Source organism: Chryseobacterium panacisoli, from assembly GCF_008274625.1.
In the GTDB taxonomy this organism is placed as follows: Bacteria; Bacteroidota; Bacteroidia; order Flavobacteriales; family Weeksellaceae; genus Chryseobacterium; species Chryseobacterium panacisoli.
The window spans coordinates 74,580-88,908 of sequence record NZ_VTRU01000003.1; the positions used below are offsets into that span (position 1 = coordinate 74,580).

Genomic DNA, 14,329 nt, shown 5'->3' on the forward strand with positions numbered 1-14,329 from the left:
TTTTGTTTTAAAATTTTATACAGGTAAAATTATCTTTATACAAAAATATACATTTGCTAATTTATTATATATTTGCTAAAATAATATAGTTATGGAAAATACCTGTCCTAAATGCAACAGCACCAAAGTGGTAAAAAGCGGGATCATCAATGAAAAGCAACGCTTCCACTGCAAAGACTGCAACTATTATTTTACCGTTAAAAAATTAGGAAAACAGATTGATGATTATTATGTCACCAAAGCGCTTCAGCTATATCTGGAAGGACTTAGTTATCGTGAAATAGAAAGAATTATCGGAGTTTCTCACGTGACTATAAGCTCATGGATTAAAAAATACAATATTACTAGACCCCCCCACTCCGAGTTCCACCCTGTTTATAAAATACTAAAGCAGAATGAACTTATTGAGTATATCGCTCAGGAAGACAACATTAAAAATTCAGGGATAATCATTACTCAGTTTGCTGATAAGTACATGCTGATCAAGTGGGAAAGGTTTAAAAAATAGTGCGGGATGCGGGGTGCGAGTTACGGGATATAAAATACGAAATAACATACTAAGCACCAACGATCCATGAATCCCAGGCATTGAATCTTGTACCTGGCAACACGGATCGCAAAACCCGGATCCCGGAACTCGAAACTCATAATCTAACAAATCATAACTATAGTATTACCACTAATATATATTAAATTTTCGTAACTAAATTATTAATTACAATTTGGCTTTCACAAAAAACAACGCCAAAAATTGATAATTTATGAAGAAATTACTTACATTTATTGGAGTAGCCTTAATCAGCAGTTCCGTATACTCTCAAGGTTCTCCTGATTATGGCAATGGCTTAAAAATAAACCTCAACCCGGACGGTGATAAATTTGTCCGCTTTATTTTATGGGACCAGCTTTGGCTGAGAAATACCTCTATGAATCCCGGAAGTATGGTAGGCAGTGAGCCCACAGACAACTCCTGGAGTATAGGAAACAGACGATTACGTGCTTTAGCCTATGCACAGGTCTCTAAAAGATACATGATTCTCCTTCATTTCGGAATCAACAACCAGACCTTCATTAATGGTGGGGCCACAGGCACTTCCGGCACAGGAGGTTACGGAAATGGAAAGAAAACCCAGTTATTTTTTCATGATGCCTGGAACGAATATGCAGTTATTTTACCTGGAGAAGCAGGGAAATTCAGTTTATCTTTAGGAGCAGGGCTACATTATTATATGGGACTTTCCCGTATGACAATGGCTTCTACGCTCAATTTCCTCACTTTAGATTCTCCTGTTTTTTCATGGCCACTGATTGACAACTCTGATCAATTTGCAAGACAACTCGGCATGTTCGCGAAAGGTAAATATGGCAAACTGGAATACCGTTTCAGTTTAAATAAACCCTTTGCCACAGATCTTATCCCCGTGAATGTGACAGATCCTTCAAAAGCTGTTGCGGTAGACAACAATGGAAATCCCAGTTTTTCCAAAGCAGGATATGTGGAATATCAGTTTCTGGATGAGGAATCCAATACACTCCCATACAAAGTAGGATCTTATCTGGGAACGAAGAAAGTCTTCAATGTAGGAGCCGGCTTTTATCATCAGGCAGACGGAACAAGAACTTCCGTGAATTCCAACATTGAGAAGCATGACATTACTCTTTTTGCCGTAGATGCTTTTGCAGACATTCCTTTGGGAGAAGCGAAAAACAAAATGGCCGTTTCCGCCTATGCCGGATATTACAATTATAATTTCGGTCCAAACTATGTAAGAAACCTGGGAACAATGAATATCGCAGCTTCAGATCCTAATTTTATAGGGAATAAAGCAATCGCAGGACCAGGAAACCTGCAACCGACCATCGGAACAGGTAATATTATCTACGCACAGGCTGGTTTACTATTACCAAGCCAGGCAGAAAAACCAAAAATCAGAATACAGCCTTTTGCAGCGTATACTCACAAAAGCTTTGAGGCTTTCGATAAATCTTCGTCCCAGTTTGATGTAGGAGCCAATTGGTTCATAGATGGACATCATGCAAAAATCACGACCCAATATTCAACAAGACCGGTCTATACCAATCCTACGGAAAGCCCTTCTTCGAAAGGAGAATTTATTGTACAGTTTCAAATCTATCTATAGAACATTACTCACTATCCTATTCCACTAACATCAAAAACTAATCAATATGAGCGAAAATCATCACGAAAGCTACGAAAATATGACCGACAGGCAGAAAAACCGCACCATATGGAGTGTTATCACTGCCTCTTCACTCGGCACCCTGATAGAATGGTACGACTTCTATATCTTCGGAAGTTTAGCCATTGTTTTAGCTACTAAATTTTTTCCTGCAGATAACCCTACCGCAGCGTTTTTATCTACTCTGGCTACTTTTGCTGCCGGATTTGTTGTAAGACCTTTCGGAGCTTTATTTTTCGGAAGACTGGGAGATATTATCGGGAGAAAATACACTTTTCTTGTTACTTTACTGATCATGGGATTTTCTACTTTCCTGATCGGGTGTATTCCAAGCTATAAAACCATCGGGTTTATGGCACCGGTTTTAGTATTAATTTTAAGATTACTTCAGGGACTTGCCCTTGGCGGTGAATACGGAGGTGCTGCCACTTATGTTGCAGAATATGCCCAACCTCACCGAAGAGGCTACTGGACTTCCTGGATTCAGACTACCGCAACAGCAGGACTTTTCATTTCACTGATCGTCATTCTCATCACAAAATCAACCCTGTCAGCAGAAGAATTTGACAACTGGGGATGGAGAGTTCCTTTCTGGATCTCGATTCTGATGGTTGCCGTTTCCTATGTCATCAGAAAGAATATGAAAGAATCGCCTCTTTTTGCTAAGGCTAAGAGCGAGGGGAAAACTTCTAAAAACCCTTTAAAAGAGAGTTTCGGGAACAGATACAACTTTAAGTTTGTATTATTAGCTTTATTCGGAGCAGCAATGGGACAAGGCGTCATCTGGTACACAGGACAGTTCTACGCTATGAGTTTCCTTCAAAAGGTAATGAATGTAGAATCTGCACAGGTGGATTCATTGATGGCTACCGCTTTATTTTTAGGAACACCTTTCTTTGTATTTTTCGGATGGCTGTCTGATAAAATCGGGAGAAAAGCAGTGATGATGACCGGAATGTTAGTCGCTATTCTTGCTTACAGACCTATTTATGACAGTATGTTCAAAAGTGTAAACCTTGAAAGCAAAACCGTTGCCGCCAATGGAATCACAGAAAAAAGAACCGCTAAAATCCATAGTGATATTGCTACGGACAGCCTGGTTACTTTTCATAAAGAAACTCTTTACACGGACGGCACTCTGATCAAAAAAGACAGTATCGTTCACTGGTCGCCTGCAGGAATTGTCATGAAAGACGGAAAAGCGGAGGAGCCAAAATTATCAACTTCTGTAAAATTGAGCGATGACACTAAATGGTATCTGGTGTTCCTTGTATTTATCCAGGTCATATTTGTAACCATGGTATATGGGCCTATTGCTGCTTTCCTTGTTGAAATGTTCCCTGTAAGAATCCGCTATACCTCAATGTCGTTACCTTATCATATCGGAAACGGGGTATTCGGAGGCCTTCTTCCGGCCGTAGCGACTTATCTTGTAACCACTGGAAAAGATGCAGGACATGCAACATGGTATCTTGAAGGATTATGGTATCCGATTGGAGTGGCTACGATATGTCTCATCATCGGATTGTTTTATCTTAAAAATAAGAACAACAATCTTCACGATTAGGCACTGAATCACTCAAATTTTTATTAATTTTAAAACTACTAAAATGAACGGACTAAAAAAAATATTAGGCATTCTCTGGATCGCCATTGCGGTGATTGTAGGATATTTCGGAATTACGGTATTGGGAATCCCCAAAATCGCATCCGGAAAACAGGAAGACCTGGTTTTTGGCATTATCATCCTTTTTGTACTGATGCCGATAATTTCAGGCGGAATGGCCATTTTCGGTTATTATGCCTTAAAAGGAGAATATTCTGACGATAAAATTTAAAAACAATATAAAACAGATAATTGATGAATGCGGCATTCATCAATTATCTTTTACCAGTAATCATTTATGAAAAAGAGACACGAGCAAAAACTTATCATACTGAGCGTAGGACTTATGATCGCTTTCAGCATTCCTATTTCATTGCTATTCAACAATGACAGGGAAGTTTTGGGCTATCCTATGATTCTGATCTACCTGTTCGCAGTCTGGATGATTTCCATTGTGATTTCTTTTGTCATTATAAAAAGGCATGATGAGTAGTTTCGCATTATTTTTTGTTGTTCTGTTTTACCTTGCCCTTCTTTTCTTAGTTGCTCATCTGGCAGAGAAGAAAAGGAGTAAACTATGGATCAACAATCCTTACATCTACGCCCTGTCTCTTGCGGTATATTGTACTGCGTGGACGTATTATGGAAGCATTGGTGTGGCAGCTACCAGCGGATTAAACTATCTGCCGATTTACATTGGCCCTATTATGATCATTCCGGCATGGATCTACATCAATACCCGGATTGTGAGAATTTCAAGAGTCAATAAAATAAGCAGCCTTGCCGATTTTATCTCATTAAGATATGGGAACAGCAGAAGCCTGAGTGCTATTATTACAGTAGTCTGTCTTTTGGCTATTGTTCCTTATATCGGGCTGCAGATCAAAGCCATTTCGGAAACATTCCATCTGGTGACGGAAACACCGATGTCGAAAGATATCCTGACTGATAACGCTACTTTTGTGGTGGTTTTAATTGCCTTATTTTCCTCTTATTATGGAACACGATATGTAGATGCTTCGGAAAAACGTCTGGGAATTATCTCTGCTATCGCCCTGGAAAGCTTTTTAAAACTATTCTTTATTATTATTCTCGGACTTTTCGTGATTTATTATGCCTTTGATGGATTCTCAGATATCTATGAGAAGGCCAGCAAGTTTGAAGATTTTAAAGAAAAAAACACTTTCAACGGGATTGAAGGTGCCATGAACTGGATGATTTTGTGTATGATTTCCGCTACGGCGATCTGTATTCTTCCGAGACAGTTTCACACCGCCATTGTCGAAAACAGACAGGAAAAACATATCAAAACAGCGATCTGGTTTTTTCCCCTTTACCTTTTAATCTTCACCGTATTTATTTTTCCGATTGCCTGGGGAGGAAGGCTGATTTTCGACGGACAGAAAGTAAACCCTGAGTTCTACTCTATCCTGATTCCGCAGCATTTTGGTAATACCTTAATCACAGTGCTTGTTTTTCTTGGAGGATTGAGCTCTTGTATTTCCATGATCATTATTTCCGCCATTACTCTCTCCATCATGCTTTCCAATAACCTCATCATTCCATATGGACTGCTTGGAAAATTAAAATCTGAAAGTGAAGAAAAAAATACAAGAAGCATTACCAATATCAGAAAAATCAGCATTTTCGCTCTGATCATTATGGCTTTTGCCTTCTATAAGTATTTTATTCTGAAGACCTCACTGGATTCTGTGGGATTGATCTCATTTGTTGTCATTGCCCAGCTGGCACCTGCATTTTTCGGAGCATTATTCTGGAGAAGAGGAAGTTATAAAGGCGCTGTAACAGGACTTTTAGCAGGATTAGTGATTTGTTATTTCGGACTTATCATTCCACAGTATTATTTTTCATACAACCAGGAGCTTAAAGGAGTAATCAGGGATATGTATAATGCTTTCGGCTTTTTCACCATTCCTTATCTGGGAAGAATTCCTCAGATCTTTTTCTGGTCGATGCTCGTGAATACAAGCTTGTTTACTATTGTTTCTGTAAGTTCTAAAGGAAATTACCGTGAAAGAAATTTTGCTGAACTGTATGTAGACATTGACAAATACATTCAGAATCATGAAAATGCTTTTATCTGGCGTGGAACAGCTTATATTTCGGATATTCAGAATATTCTGGAACGCTTTTTAGGCAAAAACAAAACAGAGCAGGCATTGCGAATTTTTAATTTAAAATATAATATCGACTCCAAAACAGAAACCGCCGATTCAAGATTTATCAAATTTTCAGAAAACCTTTTAGCAGGAAGAATCGGTACAGCTTCAGCAAAAATATTAATTGAAGGGGTTACCAAAGAAGATAAGATATCTTTAAAAGAGGTTTTAAATATTCTTGAAGAATCTAAAGAAAATATCAGCTTAAATAAAAAGCTTACCGAACAGTCCGAAGAACTGCAAAAACTTTCCGACGATCTACGAACCGCCAATGAGAACCTCATCATCAAAGACCGCCAAAAAGACGACTTCCTGGACTCTGTTGCCCACGAACTGAGAACTCCCATCACTGCCATTCGTTCTGCAGGAGAAATTTTAGCAGATGATGACGATATTCCTTTTGACATCAAACAGGAGTTTTTAAGCAACATTATCACAGAATCTGACAGATTGAGTGAAATCATCAACGATATTTTATATCTGGACAAATTACAGCATGGCGAAATCTCTTTACACATTCAGGAAAATAATATTATTGAAACTTATAAAAAAGCATTAAGCCCGCTTCTTCACCTGATACAGCAGAAAAATATTCATTTAAGTGAGGTTAATCTTCTGAATCAGTTTATATTTGAATATGATGAAGCAAGAATGATTCAGCTGTTTCAGAACATCTGGGGAAATGCCTTAAAATTCACAGAAGATCAGGGAACAATCCAGACCAAATTATTTGAAAAAGACGAGCAGTTGACAATCAGTATTTTCAATACCGGGAAACATATTCCGGAAGGAGATCTGGAAATGATTTTTGACAAGTTTTATCAATCGAAAAACCAAAATATTTTAAAGCCTACAGGAAGCGGACTGGGACTGGCCATTTCCAAAAAAATTATACAGGCACACGGAGGAAGCATAAAAGCTGAAAACAGCGGACTGGGCGTAACTTTCACTATAAGCATTCCTGAAAAAACTAAAAAAGAGACTACAGATGAAGTTGAACACCATTAAAACCTTCTTATGAGAAAGATAATTATTGCCGATGATGAACACAAAATACTAATGTCGCTGGAATACAGCTTCAAAAAAAATGGCTATGACGTTTATATTGCCCGTGACGGTACGGAAGTCCTCGACTTTTTGAAAACAATGGTCCCGGATGTGATCCTTCTCGATATTATGATGCCAAACCTTGATGGCTACAGTACTTTGGACCTCATAAAGCAAGACGAAAAACTAAGAGACACCAAAGTGATCTTTCTGAGTGCTAAAAACAATCCCAGAGATATTGGAAAAGGATTGGAAAGGGGTGCTGATGCCTATGTTACAAAACCCTACTCCATCAAAAAACTGATGCAGCAGATTGAAGAGATGTTTTAAGAGAGAATTAAGAGCCAAGAATCAAGATATAAAACTTCAGATAGCGAGTAGTAAAAACTATTATTACTTCATCTTGGCTACCAATTATCCTTGTCAAGGATAAAAAAAACAAACACGATATTGATATGGATACAGATACATTATTTAAACAAAGCATAGAAAACAAAGAAGATTTCTGGAAAAAACAGGCAGAAGAAATCAAATGGTTTGAATTCCCACAACAGATTCTTTCAAATGGTGAAAATGATTACCCACAATGGTTTTCCGACGGAAGACTCAATATGTGCTATTTATGTATCGACAAGCATATTGAAGAGGGATTCGGAGATCAGGTTGCTATCGTTTATGACTCCCCTGTTACTCATCAGAAGAAGACCTACACCTTCAATCAGGCAAAAGAGGAAATTTCAAAACTGGCAGGAGGACTGGTTTCTTTGGGATTAAAAAAAGGAGATACGGCAGTTATTTATATGCCTATGATTCCGCAAACGCTTTTTTCAATGCTGGCATGCGCAAGAATCGGGGTTATCCATAATGTGGTTTTCGGAGGCTTTGCTCCCCACGAACTTGTAGTCAGAATTGACGACTGCAAACCAAAAGTTTTAATCACAGCCACTGCAGGAGTAGAAATTGCCAAAAGAATTCCTTACCTCCCACTGGTTGAAAAAGCTATTGAACTCGCACAGGATAAAGTAGACCATATTGTGGTGTACAACAGAAAACTAGTAGATAATCAGGAAGAAATGTTCGAGGGATTGATTGATTATGAAGAACTGGTTGAAAAATCAGCTCCGGCAGATTGTATTTCTGTGGAATCTACTCACCCGCTTTACCTTCTTTACACATCAGGAACTACAGGAAAGCCGAAAGGCATTGTTCGTGATACCGGAGGTTATGCAACTGCTTTAAAATTTTCGATGAAATATGTTTACGGCGTTGAACCGGGAGAAACCTATTGGGCTGCTTCGGATTTCGGATGGGCAGTTGGGCATAGTTTTTCAGTATACGGACCACTCATCAACAGAAACACAACTATTATTTTTGAGGGAAAACCTATCATGACTCCTGATGCAGGAACATTCTGGAGAATCATTTCAGAATATAAGGTTTCAGTGATGTTTACTGCACCTACTGCTATCAGAGCAATCAAAAAAGAAGATCCGAACGGAGAGCTGGTAAAAAAATATGATTTAACCCATTTCAAAAAACAGTTTCTGGCGGGTGAAAGATGTGATGTGGCAACTCTGGACTGGTTTGCAGAACATATCGGAATTCCGGCTATAGACCATTGGTGGCAGACAGAATCCGGATGGCCTATGCTTGGATTGCTGACTCATGATGAAAGCTATCAGATTAAAAGAGCTGCCGCAGGAAAACCTGTTCCGGGATATGACATTAAAATTTTTGATGAAAACGGACTGGAACTCGATCCTCATCACGAAGGCTATCTGGTGATCAAACTTCCACTTCCACCTGGCGCTATGCTTGGAATATGGAAAGACTACGAACGTTTTGAAAACAGTTATCTGTCTCAGTACAAAGGGTATTATTTCTCTGGAGACGGTGCGATACAGGATGAAGACGGTTATATTTTCATCACAGGAAGAGTGGATGATGTAATTAATGTTGCAGGACACAGACTTTCTACTTCTGAAATGGAGGAAATTGTTTCTTCACATCCTGATGTTGCAGAATGCGCAGTGGTAGGTATTGATGACGATTTAAAAGGACAGGTCCCTTTTGCTACTGTTGTTTTGAAAAACGGATCAGTAATTTCTGAAGAAGATATTGAAAAAGATATCATCCAGATGGTCCGCAACAAAATCGGAGCGGTAGCTTTTCTGAAAAACGCTATGGTTGTCAAACGCTTACCTAAAACACGATCCGGAAAGATTTTAAGAAAACTGATCCGAACACTACTTGACGGAAAAGATTTCCAGATTCCTTCAACAATTGACGATGAGAAAATCATTGATGAAATTCAGGAAAAAATCAAGGAATACAAGGCTTAAGCCAGAAATTAAACATAAATTTAAAATAAAATAAATTCAAATTTCAAAAACGAAAGGGATATGAGAAATTACTTAATAGAAGATTTACCACAGTATTTTGAAGATTATAAAAAGTCTATCAAAAATCCTAAAAAATTCTGGGATAAGGTAGCGGATCAAAATTTCGTGTGGTACCAAAGATGGAGCAAGGTTGTTAAGTACGATATGAATGAAGCTAAAATCACCTGGTTCAAAAATGCAAAACTTAATATTACAAAAAACTGTATCGACAGACATCTTACTGTAAGAGGAGAAAAGACAGCGATCATCTGGGAACCTAACGATCCAAAGGAAGAAGCTCAACATATTTCTTACAACGAACTATACACGCGTGTTAATAAAACAGCCAATGTTTTACGTGATATGGGTATTGAAAAAGGTGACAGAGTCTGTATTTATCTCCCAATGATCCCTGAATTAGCTATTACAATGCTTGCCTGTGCAAAGCTGGGAGCAGTACATTCTGTGATCTTTGCAGGATTCTCAGCTTCAGCAGTTGCTTCAAGGGTAAATGACTGTGAAGCAAAAATGGTGATCACATCAGATGGAAGTTACAGAGGAAATAAAGTTCTTGACCTGAAAAGTATTGTTGATGATGCCTTGGAAAAAACACCGACAGTTGAAAACGTTCTTGTAGTAAAAAGAACTCACAACGAGATTAAAATGAAAGAAGGCAGAGATCATTGGATGGCCGATCTGTATGAGAAAGCTTCTCCTGATTTTGTTACGGTAATTATGGATTCTGAAGATCCGCTCTTCATTTTATATACTTCCGGGTCTACAGGAAAACCAAAAGGAATGCTGCATACCTGTGCAGGCTATATGGTGTATACCGCCTACACCTTCAAAAATGTGTTTAATTATAAAGAAAATGATATTTATTGGTGTACAGCAGACATCGGGTGGATTACGGGACATTCCTACATTCTTTACGGACCTTTATTAAATGGAGCTACCACCGTAATTTTTGAAGGCGTTCCTACCTATCCTGAACCGGACCGCTTCTGGGAAGTCATTGAAAAACATAAGATCACTCAGTTTTATACCGCTCCTACTGCCATCCGTTCTTTAGCGAAAGAAAGTGCAGAATGGGTAGACAAACATGATCTGAGCTCTCTGAAAGTAATTGGTTCCGTAGGTGAACCTATCAACGATGAAGCCTGGCACTGGTTCAATGATCACGTTGGAAAGAAAAAATGCCCGATTGTGGATACGTGGTGGCAGACTGAAACAGGAGGAATTATGATTTCACCATTGCCTTTTGTAACACCTACCAAACCTACTTATGCCACTCTCCCATTACCCGGTGTACAACCTGTTCTGATGGATGATAAACGAAATGAAATCGCCGGAAATCAGGTGACGGGAAATCTTTGCATCCGCTTTCCATGGCCGGGAATTGCGAGAACCATCTGGGGTGATCATCAACGGTATAAAGAAACGTATTTTACAGCTTTTCCCGGGAAATATTTCACCGGAGACGGTGCTTTGAGGGATGAAGTAGGTTATTACAGAATTACCGGCCGTGTAGATGATGTAATTATTGTTTCCGGACACAACCTGGGAACCGCACCTATTGAAGACAGTATCAATCAGCATCCTGCCGTTGCGGAATCTGCTATTGTAGGCTATCCGCACGATATCAAAGGAAATGCACTGTACGGTTATGTAATGCTTAAAGAATCCGGAGAAGGACGTGATAAAGAAAATCTGAAGAAAGAAATCAATCAACTGATTTCAGATCAGATTGGGCCCATTGCCAAGCTGGATAAAATACAGTTTGTTTCCGGACTTCCAAAAACACGTTCCGGAAAAATTATGCGTAGAATATTGAGAAAAATTGCGGAAGGTGATTTCAGTAATTTTGGAGATATCAGTACGCTTTTAAATCCTGAAATTGTAGAAGAGATCAAAAACGAAAGAATTTAAATGTATTCAATTTTTTAACCAATGAAAGCCCCGGAAATAGTTTTCGGGGCTTTTTATTGGTTTTAACTGTATAATTAATGTACATTTTTTCCAAAAACAGGAAAAATAAGAAAAGGAATTATTTTCGAAAATAAACATTATCCAATTATTAAAATTAAACACCTGTTCAACAATTATTCTCATATATTGTTCCACTCTATTGAAAACAGAATATTAATTAACAAATTATATTGCCTTAAATACAATGATAATAAGAAAATTATTACTAACTTTAATCAGAACTTTAAAACCAATTAACTATGTCACATATTTTAGCTGGAGTATTTGGTCATCACAGCGACTACAAAAAACTGGAAAGTGATCTGGAAAATTTAGGATTCGGAACTTCAGATTACATTGTATACCTTAATGATGGTTCCGGTAATTCCCAATATTTGGCAAGTGTTACCGTAAATGATCTTAATCAGATAGATCTTGCACGAAATGCATTTCTTCAGAATGCAGCATTGAAATCATATTTATTTGAGAATATGAAGATCAATGAAACCAATTATGACACCATCAAAAGGTATATTGATGCAAGAAACAGAGCTGAAATCCACAGCAGTCCCGAAATTAAGATTAAAACGTCAAGTGACGGTATGAATTCTGAAGTGAAATTCTAATCGATATAAAATCTAATAGCCGAAGATCCGTAGTGTATTCTGCGGATCTTTTATGTTTGAAAAAACTAAAAAATTTCGTATTTTCGTCTTATTATAGGCATGTGCACAAATGAGTTACGATTTAGAACAAGAGAATAAAGAGATCCTTGCAAGATATAAGGACCTGATTTCTAACACATACAGAACGTTGGATGAGGAAAATAATAAACTCATCCGAAAGGCATTCGATATCGCTTTGGATGCTCACAAGGATCAAAGGAGAAAATCCGGAGAACCTTACATCTACCACCCTATTGCTGTTGCTAAAATTGTAGCGACAGAGATTGGTCTTGGAGCTACTTCCATTGCCTGTGCACTGTTGCATGACGTGATTGAAGATTCCGATTATACTTACGAAGACCTGAAAAAAATCTTTGGAGAAAAAATCGCCAGTATCGTGAACGGACTGACTAAGATCTCCATCATGAACCACCAGAATATCTCTGTACAGTCTGAAAATTACAGAAAACTATTACTGACTTTATCCGAAGATTTCAGAGTTATTCTGATTAAAATTGCAGACCGTCTTCATAACATGAGGACACTGGAAAGTATGGCTCCGGATAAGCAGAAAAAAATCGCTTCAGAAACGGTGTATATCTATGCTCCGATGGCCCACCGTCTTGGACTGTACAACATCAAATCTGAGCTGGAAGACCTTTCACTTAAATATAATAGCCCGGAAGTATACAACGAGATCACGGAAAAATTGGAACTTGCCAAAGAAAGCCGTGAAAGATATATCGAAGAATTTACTAAAGAAGTATCGGAAAGGCTTCGTGAAGAAGGCTTAAACTTTAAAATCAAAGGCCGCGCAAAAGCAATCTCCTCTATTTATAGAAAAATGCTGAAACAGGGAGTTTCCTTTGAAGAAGTTTTTGATAACTATGCCATCAGGATTATTTACAAATCGGATGCAAAAAATGAAAAATTTCTTGCCTGGAAGATCTACTCTATCGTTACGGATGTATACCACAGTAACCCGTCAAGAATGCGTGACTGGATTACACAGCCCCGTTCTACAGGATACGAAAGTTTACACTTAACGGTTTTAGGTCCGGACAGAAAATGGATTGAAGTTCAGATCCGTTCTGAGCGCATGGACGAAATCGCTGAAAAAGGGGTTGCCGCTCACTACAAATACAAAGAAGGCTACAAACAGAGTTCTGATGACAGAAACTTTGAAAAATGGGTAACCGAAATCCGTGAAGTACTGGAACAACAGCAGAACCTCTCTACTTCGGAGCTTTTGGATAATATTAAGCTTAATTTATACTCCAAAGAGGTATTTGTATTTACCCCGAAAGGAGAAATTAAAATTTTGCCCACCAATGCTACTGCCCTGGATTTTGCCTTCTCAGTCCATTCCGACTTAGGGATGAAATGTCTGGGCGCTAAAATCAATGGAAAACTGGTTCCTATTTCCTATATCCTTCAAAACGGGGATCAGGTAGATATTCTTTCATCACAGAATCAGAAACCAAAATCTGACTGGCTGGAATTCGTAGTGACTTCAAAAGCCAAATCAAAGATCAAAAGTTATCTGAACTCTCAGAAAAATCAACTGGTAGAGGAAGGAAAAGAAATTCTGCAAAGAAAACTTCGCCATGCGAAAATCAATTTCAATGATGATGAAATTAATAAGCTTCAAAAGTTCTTTAACTTAAAATCTTCTCAAGAGCTGTTTCTCAAATTCCAAAGCAACGAATTGGATGTCAGCAGCCTGAGAAAATATATTGAAAGTAAAAACGTATTTAACAATTTACTGTCAAGATTCAGGAAATCTCCGGCAAAAAATCAGCATTTCGAGGAACCGAAAGAGGAAAACCTTGATATGATTATCTTTGGGAAAGATGAAGAAAAACTGAACTACAGCTATGCAAAATGCTGTACAGTGATTCCAGGGGACAAAATTTTCGGATTTATTACCATCTCAGATGGAATTAAAGTTCACAGTGACAGTTGCCCGAATGCCATCAATCTCAGAGCACAATATGACTACCGTGTTATTCCTGCCAAATGGGTAAATGCTGAAAGTTTCAAAAACAGAGTGAAAATTGAAATTGAAGGACTTGACAGAATGGGTATGATCAATGATATCACCACGGTCATCAGCGGAAGCATGGGAATGGATATGAAAAGTCTCTCTATTGAATCCAACAATGGTGTTTTCACTGGAAATATCATTCTCGAAGTTAAAAATAAAGGACAGCTGGAAGAAACTTTCAAAAAACTTAAAAATATTAATGGTGTTTCAAGAGTGAGACGACTACAATCATAA

11 protein-coding genes are annotated in these 14,329 nt (G+C 38.2%); all 11 read left to right on the forward strand.

Features of this window, described 5'->3' with window-relative positions:
* The first annotated feature begins 91 nt into the window (after positions 1–91).
* The 11 genes from FW781_RS13490 to FW781_RS13540 all read left to right on the forward strand — a co-directional run bounded on the left by FW781_RS13490 (position 92) and on the right by FW781_RS13540 (position 14,329).
* Entirely contained in the window at positions 92–508 is a 417-nt protein-coding gene (locus FW781_RS13490) for an IS1/IS1595 family N-terminal zinc-binding domain-containing protein (protein ID WP_149387898.1), read from the forward strand.
* Between the two features lie 253 nt (positions 509–761).
* Positions 762–2,141, forward strand: a complete 1,380-nt coding sequence (locus tag FW781_RS13495) for a porin (RefSeq protein WP_149387899.1) — start codon at positions 762–764, stop codon at positions 2,139–2,141.
* A 46-nt stretch (positions 2,142–2,187) separates the two neighbouring features.
* Positions 2,188–3,768, forward strand: a complete 1,581-nt coding sequence (locus FW781_RS13500) for an MFS transporter (RefSeq protein WP_149387900.1) — start codon at positions 2,188–2,190, stop codon at positions 3,766–3,768.
* A 43-nt stretch (positions 3,769–3,811) separates the two neighbouring features.
* The gene (locus tag FW781_RS13505) at positions 3,812–4,039 is read left to right on the forward strand and encodes a DUF6814 family protein (RefSeq protein ID WP_034696261.1); all 228 of its coding nucleotides are present in this window, start codon (positions 3,812–3,814) and stop codon (positions 4,037–4,039) included.
* A 66-nt stretch (positions 4,040–4,105) separates the two neighbouring features.
* Positions 4,106–4,300: a hypothetical protein gene (locus FW781_RS13510; RefSeq protein WP_149387901.1), complete on the forward strand. Its 195-nt coding sequence runs from the start codon at positions 4,106–4,108 to the stop codon at positions 4,298–4,300.
* Positions 4,293–6,995: an ATP-binding protein gene (locus FW781_RS13515; RefSeq protein ID WP_172625741.1), complete on the forward strand. Its 2,703-nt coding sequence runs from the start codon at positions 4,293–4,295 to the stop codon at positions 6,993–6,995. The genes FW781_RS13510 and FW781_RS13515 overlap by 8 nt, the downstream gene beginning before the upstream one ends.
* Positions 6,996–7,004: 9 nt before the next feature.
* Complete coding sequence (locus FW781_RS13520) at positions 7,005–7,364, forward strand: response regulator transcription factor (protein ID WP_149387903.1); 360 nt, start codon at positions 7,005–7,007, stop codon at positions 7,362–7,364.
* 125 nt (positions 7,365–7,489) lie between these two features.
* Positions 7,490–9,376, forward strand: a complete 1,887-nt coding sequence (locus FW781_RS13525; RefSeq protein ID WP_149387904.1) for an AMP-binding protein — start codon at positions 7,490–7,492, stop codon at positions 9,374–9,376.
* A gap of 30 nt (positions 9,377–9,406) precedes the next feature.
* A complete protein-coding gene (gene acs, locus FW781_RS13530) occupies positions 9,407–11,344 on the forward strand; it encodes an acetate--CoA ligase (RefSeq protein WP_228720211.1) in 1,938 nt (645 codons plus the stop codon).
* 299 nt (positions 11,345–11,643) lie between these two features.
* Positions 11,644–12,009, forward strand: a complete 366-nt coding sequence (locus tag FW781_RS13535; RefSeq protein WP_149387906.1) for a hypothetical protein — start codon at positions 11,644–11,646, stop codon at positions 12,007–12,009.
* A gap of 109 nt (positions 12,010–12,118) precedes the next feature.
* Positions 12,119–14,329, forward strand: coding sequence for a RelA/SpoT family protein (locus FW781_RS13540; RefSeq protein ID WP_149387907.1), 2,211 nt, complete (start codon positions 12,119–12,121; stop codon positions 14,327–14,329).